Annotated in this window: 18 protein-coding genes and 1 riboswitch; of the genes, 1 reads left to right on the forward strand and 17 read right to left on the reverse strand. The window is 52.4% G+C overall.

What is annotated here, in order from left to right:
* Nucleotides 1–168: 168 nt before the first annotated feature.
* From scpB to ribD, 6 genes are all read right to left on the reverse strand, one after another.
* Nucleotides 169–774 (reverse strand): SMC-Scp complex subunit ScpB, encoded by a 606-nt coding sequence (gene scpB / locus AC3RCL_RS19580; protein WP_492531455.1) that lies wholly within the window; start codon nucleotides 772–774, stop codon nucleotides 169–171.
* Nucleotides 743–1534, reverse strand: a complete 792-nt coding sequence (locus tag AC3RCL_RS19585) for a segregation and condensation protein A (RefSeq protein WP_096773259.1) — start codon at nucleotides 1532–1534, stop codon at nucleotides 743–745. The genes scpB and AC3RCL_RS19585 overlap by 32 nt, the downstream gene beginning before the upstream one ends.
* Before the next feature lie 65 nt (nucleotides 1535–1599).
* On the reverse strand, nucleotides 1600–2067 hold the full coding sequence (ribH, locus tag AC3RCL_RS19590) for a 6,7-dimethyl-8-ribityllumazine synthase (protein ID WP_009595158.1): 468 nt from the start codon (nucleotides 2065–2067) through the stop codon (nucleotides 1600–1602).
* Nucleotides 2068–2325: 258 nt separating this feature from the next.
* Nucleotides 2326–3564 (reverse strand): bifunctional 3,4-dihydroxy-2-butanone-4-phosphate synthase/GTP cyclohydrolase II, encoded by a 1239-nt coding sequence (locus tag AC3RCL_RS19595; RefSeq protein WP_015734493.1) that lies wholly within the window; start codon nucleotides 3562–3564, stop codon nucleotides 2326–2328.
* 50 nt (nucleotides 3565–3614) lie between these two features.
* Nucleotides 3615–4283 (reverse strand): riboflavin synthase, encoded by a 669-nt coding sequence (gene ribE, locus AC3RCL_RS19600; RefSeq protein WP_096773258.1) that lies wholly within the window; start codon nucleotides 4281–4283, stop codon nucleotides 3615–3617.
* Between the two features lie 23 nt (nucleotides 4284–4306).
* Nucleotides 4307–5407, reverse strand: a complete 1101-nt coding sequence (gene ribD / locus AC3RCL_RS19605) for a bifunctional diaminohydroxyphosphoribosylaminopyrimidine deaminase/5-amino-6-(5-phosphoribosylamino)uracil reductase RibD (protein WP_096773257.1) — start codon at nucleotides 5405–5407, stop codon at nucleotides 4307–4309.
* A 268-nt stretch (nucleotides 5408–5675) separates the two neighbouring features.
* Nucleotides 5676–5859: riboswitch (FMN riboswitch) on the reverse strand.
* Nucleotides 5860–6060: 201 nt separating this feature from the next.
* Between ribD and AC3RCL_RS19610 the strand changes: the two genes are divergently transcribed.
* Nucleotides 6061–6462 carry an acyl-CoA thioesterase gene (locus AC3RCL_RS19610; RefSeq protein ID WP_492531459.1) on the forward strand — a complete coding sequence of 134 codons (402 nt, stop codon included), beginning with the start codon at nucleotides 6061–6063 and terminating at the stop codon, nucleotides 6460–6462.
* Between the two features lie 76 nt (nucleotides 6463–6538).
* Here the strand turns inward: AC3RCL_RS19610 and AC3RCL_RS19615 are convergent, their stop codons facing one another.
* The 11 genes from AC3RCL_RS19615 to AC3RCL_RS19665 all read right to left on the reverse strand — a co-directional run bounded on the left by AC3RCL_RS19615 (nucleotide 6539) and on the right by AC3RCL_RS19665 (nucleotide 16467).
* On the reverse strand, nucleotides 6539–6970 hold the full coding sequence (locus AC3RCL_RS19615) for a peptidylprolyl isomerase (RefSeq protein ID WP_009595227.1): 432 nt from the start codon (nucleotides 6968–6970) through the stop codon (nucleotides 6539–6541).
* 201 nt (nucleotides 6971–7171) lie between these two features.
* Nucleotides 7172–8506, reverse strand: a complete 1335-nt coding sequence (lysA, locus tag AC3RCL_RS19620) for a diaminopimelate decarboxylase (protein ID WP_015734489.1) — start codon at nucleotides 8504–8506, stop codon at nucleotides 7172–7174.
* 118 nt (nucleotides 8507–8624) lie between these two features.
* Nucleotides 8625–10259, reverse strand: a complete 1635-nt coding sequence (locus AC3RCL_RS19625) for a spore germination protein (RefSeq protein WP_015734488.1) — start codon at nucleotides 10257–10259, stop codon at nucleotides 8625–8627.
* A gap of 23 nt (nucleotides 10260–10282) precedes the next feature.
* Nucleotides 10283–10711 (reverse strand): stage V sporulation protein AB, encoded by a 429-nt coding sequence (locus AC3RCL_RS19630; RefSeq protein WP_492531462.1) that lies wholly within the window; start codon nucleotides 10709–10711, stop codon nucleotides 10283–10285.
* Entirely contained in the window at nucleotides 10708–11352 is a 645-nt protein-coding gene (locus AC3RCL_RS19635) for a stage V sporulation protein AA (RefSeq protein WP_145035530.1), read from the reverse strand. The genes AC3RCL_RS19630 and AC3RCL_RS19635 overlap by 4 nt, the downstream gene beginning before the upstream one ends.
* A 296-nt stretch (nucleotides 11353–11648) precedes the next feature.
* The gene (gene sigF / locus AC3RCL_RS19640; protein WP_009595135.1) at nucleotides 11649–12404 is read right to left on the reverse strand and encodes an RNA polymerase sporulation sigma factor SigF; all 756 of its coding nucleotides are present in this window, start codon (nucleotides 12402–12404) and stop codon (nucleotides 11649–11651) included.
* An 11-nt stretch (nucleotides 12405–12415) separates the two neighbouring features.
* On the reverse strand, nucleotides 12416–12874 hold the full coding sequence (gene spoIIAB / locus AC3RCL_RS19645; RefSeq protein ID WP_015734485.1) for an anti-sigma F factor: 459 nt from the start codon (nucleotides 12872–12874) through the stop codon (nucleotides 12416–12418).
* Nucleotides 12871–13224: an anti-sigma F factor antagonist gene (gene spoIIAA, locus AC3RCL_RS19650; RefSeq protein WP_009595152.1), complete on the reverse strand. Its 354-nt coding sequence runs from the start codon at nucleotides 13222–13224 to the stop codon at nucleotides 12871–12873. Before spoIIAA ends, spoIIAB begins: the two co-directional genes overlap by 4 nt.
* A gap of 91 nt (nucleotides 13225–13315) precedes the next feature.
* Nucleotides 13316–14506, reverse strand: coding sequence for a D-alanyl-D-alanine carboxypeptidase family protein (locus tag AC3RCL_RS19655; RefSeq protein ID WP_015734484.1), 1191 nt, complete (start codon nucleotides 14504–14506; stop codon nucleotides 13316–13318).
* Between the two features lie 193 nt (nucleotides 14507–14699).
* Nucleotides 14700–15524: a purine-nucleoside phosphorylase gene (locus tag AC3RCL_RS19660; protein WP_015734483.1), complete on the reverse strand. Its 825-nt coding sequence runs from the start codon at nucleotides 15522–15524 to the stop codon at nucleotides 14700–14702.
* Between the two features lie 58 nt (nucleotides 15525–15582).
* Nucleotides 15583–16467 carry a site-specific tyrosine recombinase gene (locus AC3RCL_RS19665; protein WP_145035528.1) on the reverse strand — a complete coding sequence of 295 codons (885 nt, stop codon included), beginning with the start codon at nucleotides 16465–16467 and terminating at the stop codon, nucleotides 15583–15585.
* Nucleotides 16468–16474 lie beyond the last annotated feature (7 nt).

Below are 16474 nucleotides of genomic sequence, written 5' to 3' on the forward strand. Positions count from 1 at the left end.
TAAAATGTAATCCGCTTGGCTTAGTATGGCAAAAGGGTCTTCAAAAGATGCGAAACTGCTCCGATCCTCTGCTTTCATATATGCCGGAACGACAAAAAAGGTCCCGGACGCGGATTATCCACGCTCAGGACCCATTTCTCAAATGAAGCATTATACAATATATGATGGCTAGCTTTCCCCCACATCATCAAACGTAAGCTGTTGTCCGTCAAGCTTGTCGAACAGCAGCTGGGTTTCCTCTTCCAGCTGATCGTTATCCTCGAATTGCGACGGCTCCGGCAAATCCTTGATGTTCGCAAGTCCGAAATAATCCAGAAACGATTTGGTCGTTCCATACAGAATCGGTCTGCCAATCGCCTCCGCGCGTCCGACTTCTTCGATCAACCCTTTGCTTACCAGCGTATGGATGGCTCTTTCGGACTTGACGCCGCGAATGTCTTCAATCTCCACCCGCGTAATCGGCTGCCGATAGGCCACGATGGAAAGCGTCTCGAGCGCGGCTTGCGACAATGAGGAGCGGGAAGGCGAATACGCCAGACGTTCGAAATACGGGGCGTGCTCGGCCAGCGTCGCGATTTTGTAGCTCCCTGCAATCTGCACGATCTGAATTCCCCGTTCATATCGTTCCCATTCTTCCTTCATATCCTCCAGCGCTTCGCCAACGAGGCCATCCGATTGCTCGGTGATTTCAGCAATTTGCTTTACCGACAAGCCCTCTTCTCCCGCCAAGAACAGAAGCCCCTCAATAATCGATTTCAGCTTCGGATAATCCATCAATGCGTTCTTCCCCTCTCCACTCCATGACGATATCTTCAAACAATTTCTCTTGGTAGCACAGGATTTGCTTCATCTTCATCAGCTCCAAGATAGCCAGAAAGGTCACCACGATTTCATGGCGCTCCATCTCCTCGTGCAGCAGCTTGGAGAACAGAATCCGGCCTCCCGGCCCGACCTGCTCCAGAGCGTCCATCACCTGCCGGATCCGGTCCTTAACCGATATTTCATCCCGCTGGATGCGGGCATACGAAGTCCGTTTGACGGCTTTTCTTAACGCTTTTTGAAAAGCTGCGATCAAATCCGAGATATGTAATCCCTGCACCGGGTTCTCTTCCACTTCCGGCATGTAAGGAGTCAGGTCCTCCGCTTCCTTGGAGTAAATCATGCTGCGTTCCCATTCTTTCTCATGCAGATGTCGGGCGATTCCTTTGTACTTGCGGTATTCGATCAGCTTCGCGATGAGTTCCGCTCTCGGATCCATGTCATCCTCTTCAAAAAAATCGAACTCGTCCATTTCGATAACCGGAGGCTTCGGAAGCAATAGCTTGCTCTTTATAGACAGCAGCGTTGCAGCCATCACCAGAAATTCGCTCGTAATTTCCAGCTCCAGCTCCTGCATGTTGTGCAAATAGGCCATGTATTGTTCGGTAATCTCGCTGACGGGAATATCCTGGATGTCGATTTCCGCTTTATCAATCAAGTGCAGCAGCAGATCGAGCGGTCCTTCAAACGTTTCCAGCTTGTATAATACGGTCACGGTGAATCCTCCCGCCAAAAATAAAATGCAGTGCCCTATAAAAAGAGCACTACATTAAATAAGCACTATTTTAGGCTTTTCGTCAAGTTCGCCATTTCAATGGCCGCCATGGCGGAATCCCAGCCTTTATTGCCTGCCTTCGTTCCCGCGCGTTCGACGGCCTGTTCAATGTTCTCCGTCGTAACGACGCCGAAAATCGTTGGTACGCCGGTCTTCAGGTTAATGGCGGACACCCCCTTGGCCACTTCGTTGCACACATAATCATAGTGCGTGGTGGAGCCGCGAATGACGGTTCCCAGGGTGATGATCGCATCGTATTTGCCGCTTTCTGCCATCTTTTGGGCGATGAGCGGAATTTCAAACGCCCCCGGCACCCAAGCGACGTCGATTTCGTTGTCCTGCGCGCCGTGACGCTTCAAGGCGTCCAGTGCGCCGCCAAGCAGCTTGCTGGTGATGAATTCGTTGAAACGACCTACTACGATGCCGTATTTCAAACCTTCGGATACTAAATGACCTTCAAATATTGTTGCCATGTTGGATGACTTCCTTTCGGGTTGGAGTTAATATAAGGTCAAACATGGATTTGGGATGACATCGATGTTATTGCCCGCTGCGCTGACGGCTGCTGCTTCCGATCGCTGTTAACTCCCGATTTCATGAACTATCTATTCAAGGTGGAAATCAGGAGTTAAAGGCGACCGCTGGCGCTTCTCCAGCAGCATTCCGCCCTCTTCGCTGGGTCATTCCATGAGGCAAACCTCCTCCATGATGGACCTTTTATTGGTTGGTGATTAGTTAGCACTCTCGTTCTGCTCGATATCATTGAACTTCAGCATATGACCGAGCTTCGCTTGCTTGGTGTGCAGGTAGCCCGTATTATCCTCGTTCTCCGGCATTTGAATCGGGACCCGTTCCACGACCTCCAGGCCGTAACCTTCGAGACCCTTTATTTTACGCGGATTGTTTGTCAGCAGGCGGATCTTCCTTACGCCCAAATCCTTCAGGATCTGGGCTCCGATGCCGTAATCGCGCAGATCCGCCGCAAAACCTAGCTTCAGGTTCGCATCGACGGTATCGAGCCCTTCTTCCTGCAGCTTATAGGCTTTCAGCTTGTTGATCAAGCCGATGCCCCGCCCCTCCTGGCGCATATAGAGAAGCACGCCTCTGCCTGCTTCATCGATCTGGCGGAGGGCCGCTTCGAATTGCGGACCGCAGTCGCAGCGATGGGAGTGGAACACATCCCCTGTCAGGCACTCGGAATGCACGCGGACGAGAACCGGCTCGCTCGGGTCGATCTCCCCTTTTACCAATGCGACATGCTCTTTGTTGTCCACGTCATTGGTATAAGCTACGGCCTGGAACACGCCGTAGTCGGTGGGCATCCGCACGGCCACTTCGCGCTGTACGAGCTTTTCTTTTTCGTTGCGGTAATGGATCAGATCCTTGATGCTGATCAGCTTCAGATCATGCTTTTTCGCGATCTCCACCAGGTCTGGAAGCCTTGCCATCGTGCCGTCTTCCTTGATCACCTCGCAGATGACGCCTGCCGGATAGGAGCCGCTCAGGCGGGCTAGATCGACAGCAGCCTCCGTATGTCCTGCCCGGCGAAGAACGCCGCCGTCTTTGGCAATCAGCGGAAACATATGGCCCGGTCTTCGAAAATCGGCGGCCGATGCATTTGGATCCAAGATGCCGTTGACGGTTATGGAACGTTCATAGGCGGATATGCCCGTCGTGGTGTCCTTATGGTCAATGGAGACCGTAAAGGCCGTTCCATGATAGTCCGTGTTTTGCGTCACCATCGGTTTGAGATCGAGTTCCTGAGCCCTAGTCTGCGTCATTGGCAAACAGACCAGCCCGCGGCCTTCGGTGATCATGAAATTGATGACCTCGGGGGTAGCTTTATCCGCTAATGCGATAAAATCTCCTTCATTCTCGCGGTCCTCGTCGTCAACAACGATGACGACCTTGCCTTCCTTCAAATCTGATAACGCCTCTTCGATCGTATGAAATGAAAAGCGCTCATCCATCCCTATTCCTCCTTCTTCTCATGGAGATATCTCTATATGCAAGAAACGGCTTAGGCAAAGCCATGCTCTGCCAGGTAATCCCTGCTGATCCCCGATTTCGTACCGCTTCTGCTTCCTGCGCCTTCCGAACCGTAATGCAGCAGGTGATCTACATATTTCCCCAAAATGTCGCATTCGATATTAATCGTGTCGCCCGCTTTTTTATAAGCGAGCACCGTCTCCGCCAGCGTATGGGGAATGATGGACACCGTAAAGGAGGAATCCGTCGTTTTGACAACGGTCAAGCTGATTCCATCCAGCGTGACCGAGCCTTTCGGTATGATATATTTGAATACGTCCCCATTCGCGGGCGAAATCTCGTATACCACTGCGTTCTGATCGGACTTTACGCTCCGAATGACGCCGATGCCATCCACGTGTCCCTGAACGATATGGCCTCCGAATCTCCCTCCGGCTGCCATCGCCCGTTCCAAATTAACCTTCCCGCCCGGCTGCAGCTCCTTGAGATTCGTGTTTCTATAGGTTTCCGGCATAACGTCAACCGTAAATACGCCCTTGTCGATCGCTGTAGCCGTCAAGCAGACGCCATTTACGGATACGCTGTCGCCCAGCTTCAGATCGTCCATAATCCGGTTAGCGGAAATGCTCAGCAGCATGGCCTCCCCTTGGCGCCCGATACGCCGCATCTCGCCGATCTCCTCGACCAATCCAGTAAACACAGGCTTCCCTCCTTTCTCGCTCCTTATTTCCAGACCGGAATGCCGGTGACGTAGATATTGTCGCCCAGTCTTTCGGTCTCAAGTCCTGTCAGCGAAATCGCTTGGTTCATCTGTTCATAACCGCTGAACATGTAATTTCCCGGCGCATCATACCCGCCGATGATTTTGGGGGCGATAAACTGGATGAGCCGGTCCACCAACTTCTGCTCCAGCATCGAGCCATTAAGCGTACCGCCGCCTTCCAGCAATATCGAGGCGACCCCCTTTTGTCCCAGTTGCAGCAGCGCTCCCTTTAGATCCACCCGCGGTCCAGGTCCACAGGGGATGACCTGAGCACCAAGCTCTTCCAACTCGGACCGCTTCGTAACATCCGCCTGCTCCGTCGTCAAGATCCAGGTGGGCGCCAATCCGTCTGACACGACATGGCTGTCGAGCGGTATCCTCAGGCTCGAATCCACGATGATCCTGACCGGGTGGAGCCCCTCAACGCCAAGCCGGGTCGTCAGGCTCGGGTTATCCGCGATAACCGTAGACACGCCGACCATGATGCCTTGATGGCGATGGCGCAGCGTATGCACAAGCTCCCGGGATTTTTCATTGGAGATCCACTTGCTGTCCCCGGTTTTCGATGCGATCTTGCCGTCCAGCGTGCTCGCCGTCTTTAACGTCACGAAGGGCCGGCCCGTCGTAATGAATTTAATAAAAGCTTCGTTCAGGCGAAGAGCGCGATCTTTAAGGATACCCGTTTCAACCTCGATTCCCGCTGCGCGCAGCATCTGAATCCCTCTGCCCGCCACGAGGGGATTCGGGTCCTCGCAGGCCACAACCACCCGCCGAACGCCCTCGGCGATAAGCCTCTCGCTGCAAGGCGGCGTAGCGCCGTAGTGACTGCAGGGCTCCAATGTCACGTACACGGTACTGCCTGCCGCTTTCGGCCCGGCCATATTCAGGGCATGAACCTCGGCATGCGGCGTTCCGCGTTCCAAATGCGTGCCCACCCCAGCGAGAGCGCCATCCTTAACGACGACGCAGCCGACTACCGGGTTGATCCCGGTTTGGCCCTGTGCACGTTCAGCCAGATCCAGCGCAAGTGACATATAGAATTCATCGTTGACGATATCCATGCTAAACATGCCCCTTTCCCAACGTTCATACAAAAAAGCCCTGCCAAAGATTCCGAAGAATCCTTAAACAGGGCTTGATGGAAGTTAATCATTGACACGATAAATAACCGTCATGAATGCAGATTTCGCGTATAACAAGCGACCCAAATCCGTCACAGGCGAAACCAAAAAAACGCCGTCACAGCTTTGAATTGCATGTGAAAACCTGCACATAACGCATGTCACGCTGTGCGCAAAGACACAATAACATGTGCTGCTTATGTGTCCCTCACTCCTTCTCCCATCCAGACTATACTGTCGGTCCCGGATTTGCACCAGGTCCACCGCATACGATGTGAAACGTCACATTCATATCCGGGTCACGGACTAAGACGCAGCACTCTGCTTCGATAAGCTCAATCACTGCGTTCATCACCGCCGGTAGGGAATTTCACCCTGCCCCGAAGGATTAAACCTATGAAATTGTTTGATCTTATGAAGAATCTTATCACCCCCTTTTGAAAATTGCAAGAAAAAACAACTAACTTTTTTAAAGCGCATAACTTTAATGCTGTCATTAGCATGGACTTTTGAAGGAGAACGCTTCCCGAAAGGAGAACAGTTAAGTAGGGTAAGCAAGGAGGTAAGAAGTAGTTGAAAAGGAGCGAGCCACGATGAAAACTTCGCTGGACATTATCGTCCGTCCCACGGAGATCGACGTCAACGGACATGTAAACAATGCAAAATACCTCGAATACCTGGAGTGGGGCAGGGAGAAATGGTACGAAGCGGGAGATCTGCGGTATGATGTGCTGAAACGGCTCGGGGTCCAGACCGTCACCGTCAATATTAATATCAATTACCGCAAGGAGTGCGGCCAAGGCGAACGGCTGACCGTCGTGACGGAACCCGAGTCCATGGGCCGCAGGAGTTACGTCATGGCCCAGCGGATATACAACGAACAGCATGAGCTTTGCGCGGATGCCATCGTTACCAGCGTGGCGATGGATGTAAACTCACGTAAAAGCCGGCCCGTCCCCGAAGAACTCCGCCGATTGTTCCCAGCCCCTGCGTAATCCGCCCCTTTGCGGCGGCCATAAAAAACAGGCTCACCTCTGAGGGTGAGCCTGTTTTTGCATGATGCTGAATTTATTATGCTTCGTACACTTCTACTTTTTCCATTTTGTCGCGGCCTTTGAATGCATCCACATACTCCATGCCTTCAACGACTTTGCCAAATACGGTATGTTGTCCGTCCAAATGAGGCTGCGGCTCGTAGCACACGTAGAACTGACTTCCGCCGGTGTTCCGGCCGGCATGCGCCATGGCCAAGCTTCCGCGCTCGTGCTTGTTAGGATTGATCTCGCAATTAATGGTATAACCCGGTCCGCCGGTTCCCGTTCCTTGCGGACATCCGCCTTGAGCGACGAATCCAGGAATTACGCGGTGAAATACCAGACCGTTATAGAAGCCGGAGTTGGCCAATTTCTCAAAATTAGCCACCGTGTTCGGTGCATCGTTCTCGAACAGGTCAAGCACAACCTCTTTGCCGTTTTCCAAGGTGATCTTCGCTTTTTTTGCCATATGTGTGTATCTCCTTCCGTTATCTCAAACGCTTTTATCGATTTTTTTACAATGCAAGTTATAGTTTACTATGAATTGAGCCTCGAAGCAAAACGAACTTGTCCCCGTCCTCGCGACCATATCCGACGGAAGGCAGGACGAAGAGCCCTGACCGCAGCCGGAGGCTTTGGCGGGCCCTTCCTATCCAGAGACATTGACGTCTTATAAACTCGTAACGGTTTCTTTTGTTACACCCGCCGGCACGACATCGTTGCTGATGATATCGGCAAGCGATTCGCGGCGAACGACCAGATTGCTTTGCCCATCCTTCACGAATACGACCGCAGGTTTGCGGATCCGGTTGTAATTGCTGGCCATGGAATAGTTGTATGCGCCCGTGCAGGACACCGCCAGCAGATCGCCCGTTTCAACCTTCGGAAGCTCCAGGTCCCAAATCAGCATGTCTCCGCTCTCGCAGCACTTGCCGGCAATGGATACCGTTTCTTCCGGCTCTTCTTTAGCCCGGTTTGCAAGCAGCGCTTCGTATTTCGACTCGTAGAGCGCCGGACGCGGATTGTCCGTCATGCCGCCGTCGACGGCAACATATTTGCGCACCCCGGGAATATCCTTGCTGGTTCCCACCGTGTAGAGCGTGGTACCTGCGTCACCGACGATGCTCCGACCCGGTTCCACCCAAATTTCAGGAAGCTCGGAACCAAGGCCCGCAAAATGGTTCTTTACCGCATCCGTAATCGCTTTTACATACTGGGATACTTGAAGCGGCGTATCTCCATCCACGTAGCGGATACCGAATCCGCCGCCCAGGTTCACGACCTTGAACACGACGCCCAGGCCTTCTTTTACGGAAGCTGCAAATTCAGCTACGCGCTGAACAGCCATCTGGAAGCCTTCCACCTCAAAAATCTGGGAACCGATGTGGGAATGGATGCCCATGAGATGAATATTCGCCTGTGCTTCCGCAAGCTGCACCGCTTCGTACGCAGAGCCGTTGCCGATATCAAAGCCGAACTTCGAATCGGTTTGTCCTGTCGAGATATATTCATGCGTATGCGCCTCGACGCCCGGTGTCACGCGAAGCAAAATGTTGACCTTGCGGTTCTTCTCGGCAGCGATGGCCTGCAGCATATGCAGTTCGATCACGTTATCGACAACGAAACAGCCGATTTCGGCATCCAGCGCCATCTCGATCTCTTCCGGCGTCTTATTATTTCCGTGGAAATGAATCCGATCCGCCGGGAATCCGGCTTGAAGCGCCGTGTACAGCTCTCCGTCGGAAACAACGTCGAGCGACATGCCTTCCTCGTCGGCCAATCGGCACATGGCCATAACGCAGAACGCCTTGCTTGCATACGCGACTTGGAACTTCAAACCGGAAGCCTTAAAGGCCTCGATGTATTCCCGGCAGCGGTTGCGAACCGACTGCTCGTCTACGATATATAGTGGTGTTCCATATTGAGCTTTCAAATCGGATGTGTCACACCCGCCGATTTCCAAATGCCCCTGATCGTTAATCTTGCTTGTACCGTGTAAAAACATGCTTACAATTCCTCCGATCCATTGTTTCAAAAATAGGGTAATCGAATAATTGTTCACAGTATAGCAGACAACGGAAGGTAATCAAAATGGATTTTTCAACACAACATTTGTGTTATTGTTAGTGCTCGCCCCTCGGATTCATTTCCGGGCCCATTTTCGTGTTGTCACGCGTTTTGTTGAGAGCCGGGCGTCTTCTTGACAGAAGCAGCGGTTTGCGGAATAAAATTTCGCCCATCGCTTTTGCACTAAATGGTATAAACGGCCATAAATAAGACGAGTTATAGGAACGGTGGGTCGTCAGGAGCAGAATCAGGAGCGTTGTGCCGATGACAAAGCCCTTCACCCCAAACAAGGCTGTGGCCAGCAGAAGGATCAGCCTGACCATCCGATTGGCAAGTCCCAGCTCGTAACTCGGAGTTGCATACATCCCGATGGAGGCAACCGCCATATACAAGACAACCTCGTTGACAAACAATCCGGTTTTAACGGCAATATCGCCGATCAAAATCGCAGCGATCAAGCCCATTGCCGATGCGAGCGGCGTCGGTGTATGAACCGCGGCCAAACGGAGTAAATCCACCCCGAATTCCACGATCAGAAACTGCAAAATAATGGGAATTTTCGCATTCTCCTGCGGACCGATGATATCGAGTCCCGGCGGCTTCAATTCAGGATGGACAACCAGCAGCATCCACAACGGGAGCAGGAACATGGAAGCAAAAATGCCTATAAATCGTATCCAGCGAAGATAAGTCCCCATAAACGGGGTCTGCCGGTTCTCTTCCGCATGCTGGCAGAGATCCAGGAAGGTGGTCGGCATGATCATCACACTCGGCGATGTATCCACCATAATGACGATCCGGCCTTCCAGCAGGTGGGAAGATACCACGTCCGGCCGCTCCGAATAACGGACCAGCGGATAGGGGTGCCAGCCCTTGTTTACAATCGCTTCCTCCAGCTGCTTGTCGCCTAGAGGGAGCCCCTCCAAATCGATTTCCTGGATTTTCTTCCGGATGGCTTCTACCTGGGTACGGTCGGCTACGTCATCGATGAAGACCAAACTGACGTCCGTTCTCGTACGCCTTCCCACTTTGATGATCTCCACATGCAGTCCCGGATCACGAACCCGTCTCCGCACGAGGTTAACGTTTGTCACCAGCGTCTCCGTAAACCCGTCCCTGGCGCCTCGAACAACGCGTTCGACAGCCGGCTCTTCGAGTCCCCGTACGGGATATTTCCGGGTGTCCAGGATGATGGCGGAATGCGCATCCTCGATGAACAGCGCGCATAGGCCTGACAGGACCTCGTCAATCACCTTGCTGAGCCTGGTATCCCGCTCCACCTGAACATGGGGAATATAGCGGTTCATGATTTCGGAAAGCGCATGGTTGTTAACGTCGTCTGGCGTCAGGTACGTCAGCCTTGTCAAAATTTCCGTCACCACGACATCGTTGGTGAACCCGTTTAGAAAGAGAAGCCCCGCATTTCTGCCGGCAAAGTTCATCTCGCGGAATACCACGTCAAACGAAACACCAAGGCCGATCACTTCCTTAAGCGTTTCTTTCAGTACGCTCAGCTTCGCGGGAACATCGTCCGTTTGCTGCCAATAAATGACGGATTCCTTGGTGCTGTCGGAGGTTTCCGCCTCCCTCTTTTCCTTCAGCGCTTCTTCCTCCAGCGCTTTGATCTCCGATGGAGGAATGATCGGAATCCCGGCCTCCAGTTCGCCGCCATGCGTTGTTTTCTCGTCCATAACCTACCTCCTAGCCATAACTGTCACTTGCTGTAAACAAACCAGTCGAACAGGGAACCCGCTACCTTGCCTGCCACCATCGCCATCAGAAGACCAAACAAATACCCCTTCAGCCGGAGCCGCTTGGCCAGAATCGGCAGGACATTCAATACTTCCGTCAGTGCGGCTGCCAGCATGCCGATAAATATTCCGCACATCAGTCCGATTACGGTACTCACGACCGGTCCCAAAGGAACGGACCATCTCCAGAAATCGGCCACCGTGCCAATGAAGGATCCCGTTATCAATGCTCCTTCGTACCAATGCACCCGGTTGTAGGTCGCCGTCAACTGGGACAATCTCGGTATGATGTCCAGCACAATGATGAGCGCAATCACGCCGCCGCCGACGGCGATGCCTCCGGCAACGCCGAGAACACAGGTAAATACCCCTTGCAGAATGGACAACATCATGGTTTTTCCCCCGTCGTATCGGCACTGGCATTCATTTTCCGGTATTCTTCGGCGACCACGAACTGATCCAGATTTTCCTGATAGAGGTACATTTCCACCTCCAGCGGGGTCGGTTCTTCATTCCATTTTTTCTTGAACAAATGATTGAAGAACACCGTCATGCCGAATCCGAGCCCCAGAGAGTATGCGATCTGGAACAAATAGGGATGCTCATCTCGTTTTCCCGTCACCATTTCGACAATCCGGATCTGGACCTCAAGCATGTTGACGTCTGCATGAAAGTTCATGATGGTGAGCGCAGAACCGAAAAACAAGAGCAGCCAAATGAGCGGGAACCACAGTCTGGATCGTTTGCTGTCCGGACCGACAAGCTCCACCAGGGTATGATGGTTACCCATCGGTTCAATATGGGCGCTCGGAATCAACCCTTGTATCTTCGGAATGATTTGAATCAGATCCATGACAAGACGGTTGCCGTCGATATCCTTCGGCTGAGTCAACGGCAGGGCTCTGAGCCGTTTCTCCCATTCGGGCTCACAGACTATGAAGGCGACATCACCTAGTTTGACGGTCTGGTCTCTCGGCAGCCGTATTCGGCTCCGCAGCTGCAGAAACACCGTCGGAGTGGGATTAACCTTCATCCGAAACACTCCTTTACTGCTAAATTACCGTTAGTATGGGAAATTGCCATCGTTTCTACTCGGATTTACCATACTTTCTTTAATCGCCGGATCGGCCAGGATCGTTATACAAAAAAAACAAGCTAATCAACCATCGACATCTCACTTAGAAGACAGGCCCCCTTTAGGGAAAGTTCGTCAAGTGAGATAAAGGGGGAAGACGCTGAAGTGGTTACGGTCTTATTTCCGCAAGAAAGCGCCGTCCCAGAAGGACGGCGCTTTCTTTGTGCAGGCTTTAGGATACGGTATAGATCCCGCTACTGCGCGATCTCGTTTCGAATGCTCTGCAATATTTTTTTCTCGAGCCGCGATACCTGCACCTGGGATATGCCCAGCCGGGTGGCAACTTCCGACTGCGTCTGATCCCGATAGTACCTTAGATATACAATGAGTCGCTCCCGTTCGGTCAAGCCCCCTATCGCTTCGTTCAAGGCCAGCTTGTCAAACCATCGTTCCTGCGAATCATCGGCAATCTGATCCATTAGCGTGATGGGATCCCCGTCATTTTCAAATACGGTCTCATGAATCGAGGTTGGCGGTTTGTTCGCCTCCTGGGCAAACACCACTTCCTCGGGCGTTACCCCCAGCTCTTCGGCAACCTCTTTCACCGTGGGAAGACGATCGAGCTGCTTGGACAGCTCGTCCCGCTTCTTCCTGACTTTGTTGGCCATCTCCTTAAGCGAACGGCTGACCTTCAGAGTCCCGTCGTCCCTTAAGAAACGCTGAATTTCACCGATAATCATCGGTACGGCATAGGTAGAGAACTTTACGTCATAACTGAGATCGAACTTGTCCACGGATTTGAGGAGACCGATACAGCCGATCTGAAACAGATCATCCGGCTCATACCCCCGGTTCATAAACCGTTGAACGACAGACCAGACAAGACGAATATTACAGTTGACGAGCGTGTCCCGGGCGACATTATCCCCGCTTTGGCTAAGTGCAATGAGTCGTTTGACCTCCGCGTCGTCCAAATAAGTCTGCGAAGTTTTCTTCACATCGGCATCCATTTGTCCAACCCCTAATTATATAAAGCTTTCTTAGATTCGATCCTCTTTTTCATTTTGATCGACGTACCGTTGCCTGGTTCGCTGACCACTTCAAATTCGTCCATGAAATTTTCCATGATGGTGAATCCCATGCCGGATCGTTCCAGCTCCGGCTTCGAGGTATACAGCGGCTGCTTCGCCATCTCCAGATCTTCGATCCCGTGGCCGGAATCTTCGATGCGCAGCGTGATCATATCCCCGTCTATCGAGGCTTCAATCTTGACGACCCCTTCCGGGTCGCTATCGTAACCATGGATGATGCTGTTCGTGACGGCCTCGGAAACCACCGTTTTCAGATCATTCAGCTCATCCATGTTGGGATCCATCTGGGAGATGAATGCAGCCACGGCGACACGGGCAAAGGATTCGTTTTCCGACTTAGCGGCAAACTGCAGCGACATAAAATTATGCTGTGCTCTTCCTTCACTCATGACACTACCTCCAGACCCGAGAGTGCCGTGCCCTCGTTCTCGTATATCGGCATGATTTTGAACAGCCCCGACATGTCAAGCAAGCGGTAAACCTGCGGCTTGACATCGCACACCGCCATCTTTCCGCCCTTTTGCTTGATGAATTTATAGCGTCCCAGAATGACTCCCAGCCCTGAGCTGTCCATAAAATCCAAGTCTTTTAAGCTCAGCACCAAGTGCTCTGTTTGACGTCTCTGAATGGCTTCATCCAGCTGCATCCGGACATGATCGGCCGTATGATGATCCAGCTCGCCGGACAGACGGACGATCAGAACATGCCTGTGATGCTCCATATCAACATGCAGATTCATGTTTGTTCACTCTCCTCCCTGACATGAACAAGGATTTCTACATTCGAAAAAGACATTCCTGCATCACGACAAAACTAGAAGAAAACTCCCATTAATCTACATGAAACAACTTGCCGGTTGTCCGTTTGAACAGCTTCCAGAATCCGGCCTTTTCCACCTTAACAGGCGACGTCAGCTCGAACTCCTTCACGAGCTGTTCCCCCTGATAGACAGACAGCTTGCCGATGACTTGTCCGGCGGCTACCGGTGCCTTCAGGTTCGGATCCAACTGAATCTCATGACGGATGTCCGGATTCTTTACGCCTTTCTTGACAAGCACGCTGTAGTCTTTTTCCGCTTGAATCGAGATCTCGGGCACGTTGCCCTTTTGCACCTTTACGATACCGAGCACTTCGCCAGGCTTATAGATGGAGTGCATCGTGTATTGGGAAAAGGCATAATCAAACATGCGCGACACTTCATTGTTCCGCGTCTTGGTGTCCGGAGCCCCCATGACAACCGCTACAGCACGCAGCCCGTCCCGTTTGGCCGTTGCCGATAAACAGAACTTGGCTTCGGACGTATACCCGGTTTTCAATCCGTCCGCGCCCGTGTAGAACCGCACCAGCTTGTTCGTATTGACCAGCCAGAACGGTTTCTCCGAATCTTTGCGCAAGTAATCCTGATAAGCGCCGGTATATTTGGTGATCTGGTCGTATTTCAGCAATTCCCTGCTCATGACCGCTATGTCATGGGCCGATGTATAATGATTCTCTGCAGGAAGTCCGTTGCAGTTCACGAAATGCGTATCTTTCATTCCGAGCTCCGCCGCTTTCTCGTTCATCATTTTCACGAAGCCTTCTTCCGAGCCGGCAATCTTCTCCGCCATCGCAACGGAAGCATCATTGCCCGATGCCATGGCAATGCCTTTGAGCATCTCGTCCACGGTCATTTCCTCGCCGGGCTCAAGAAAAATCTGGGATCCGCCCATGGATGCCGCATATTCGCTGGTGCGCACCTTATCGGTCCACTTCAATTGTCCTTCATCGATGGCTTCCATCGTAAGCAGCATCGTCATTACCTTGGTGATGCTGGCCGGAGGCAGCTTATCATGGCTGTTTTTCTCGTAAATAATGGTTCCGGTATCCGCATCCAGCAATATAGCGGAACGGGCACTTGGCGCCAGCTCCTCTTGAGATGATCCTCCGCCGGGTTTGCTATTTTCTTCCGCATAACTTGGTACAGCTGCACTGGATAATCCCACGGCTAGAACCAGAAATCCAGCGATTAACGCTTTTTTCACTTCCGTCCCCTCCTGACATTCGTAATGGCATCCCGCTGTACGCGGGTCTGCTATTCATTGTCGTCAGGTTGAAAACAAATTATTCCAGTATTTTACGGAAAATTGTTGCCATTCATCTAAAAGGACATAACAAAGAGGCTGGGCTTCTTGCAGATGTAAATCTGCGAAAAGCCCAGCCTCATGCTAACAACCATTACATTTTGGGAATGATGGCCATAACGAGCGCCAGGAATTTCTCACGGACCTTCTCCGCTGTTTCCATAACTTCGTCATGGGATAGCGGCTGATCCAGTATGCCCGCAGCCATGTTGCTGATGCAGGAGATGCCCAGCACCTCGAGCCCCGCATGCCTTGCTACAATGACCTCGGACACGGTGGACATGCCTACCGCGTCCGCACCGAGCGTGCGCAGCATGACAATCTCGGCCGGCGTTTCATAAGTCGGTCCCAGCAAACCTGCGTAAACCCCTTCTCTCAGTACGATGCCCTGACCCACGGCGACTTCTTTTGCCAATTGGCGAAGTTGACGGCTGTAAGCCTGAGACATGTCCGGAAAGCGCACGCCAAGCGCCGGATCGTTAGGCCCGATTAACGGGTTGGTTCCTGTCATGTTCAGATGATCGGAGATCAGCATGAGGTCGCCCGGCTCGAAGGACGTGTTGATGCCTCCGGCCGCATTGGTAACAAGCAGGCTCTTTACGCCAAGCTCCTTCATGACGCGTACCGGAAAAGCCGTCACTTCCGGGCCGTAGCCTTCGTACATGTGGAAACGGCCCTTCATCAGGACGACAGGCCGGTCGTGGATCGTGCCCAGCAGCAGTTCGCCTTCATGTCCTTCCACCGTCGATACGGGAAAATGAGGAATGTCCGTGTAAGCGATCGAAACCGGATTCTCAATCAATTCCGCCAACACGCCGAGCCCCGAACCCAATATCAGGCCGACCTCGGGCTGGACGCCATTCTGCCCTCGTATGTATGCTGCTGCTTCCTTAATGCTTTGCTGATGGACTGAACTCATATTCATACCGCTCCTATTCTGATGATAAATTGTAGATCCTAGTGCCGGTAGTTCCGCCCTATGATCTCGGGTGATAATGATCGTATACTTCCTTCATGCTTTTCTTGGCAGATTGATACATCCCGGTTGTGGACAATGCCGAGTGTCCCAGCATCTCCTGAACCGAACGCAAGTCCGCGCCGTTCCCCAGCAAATGCATGGCAAACGAATGCCGAAGGGTATGCGGCGTGATGTCCTCGTCAATATCGGCAAGCTTGCCATACTTTTTAATAATTTTCCAAAAACCCTGCCGTGTCAAGCGCGTTCCCAGCGAATTCAGGAATAACGCGTCTTCCCCGGCATCCCGCATCAGCTTGTCCCGCATATCTCGCACATAAAATGCAACGCTCTCGGCTGCAATCGGGGTGATCGGCAGAATACGCTCCTTCCCACCGGAAACCGCGCAGCGTAAAAAGCGCATCTCCAAATGGATGTCATGGATGGACAGATTCACCAATTCCGAGACCTTGATGCCCGAAGCGTACAGCAGCTCAAGCATCGCTTTGTCCCTGGCGCCCTGCGGGGTACCGGAATCGGGAGCCGACAGCAGCTTGTCCACCTGCTCCACGGTTAGCGACTTCGGCGGCTTCCGTTCCGGCTTCGGATTATCCAGCAGCTGAGTCGGATCCTGTACAATAACGGCTTGACGCACCAAATACTGAAAAAAGGAACGCAGGGAAGCCGTGCATCGAAGCAGGCTCGATGCCGCCTTCCCCTGCTGCCTCAATCTTCCCACATACAGCCCGAGCAGCGTTCGATTCACCTCTCGCGGATGGGTGACCTCCCTTTCAGCTGCAAATGCAAGGAATCCTTGAAGGTCGGCCCGATACGATGCTATCGTGCTTCGGGACAGTCCCTTCTCGTCCTCCAGGTATTGTACATATTCGTCCAGATATGGTTTCATGATCTTT

The organism is Paenibacillus sp. MT86 (genome assembly GCF_058792535.1).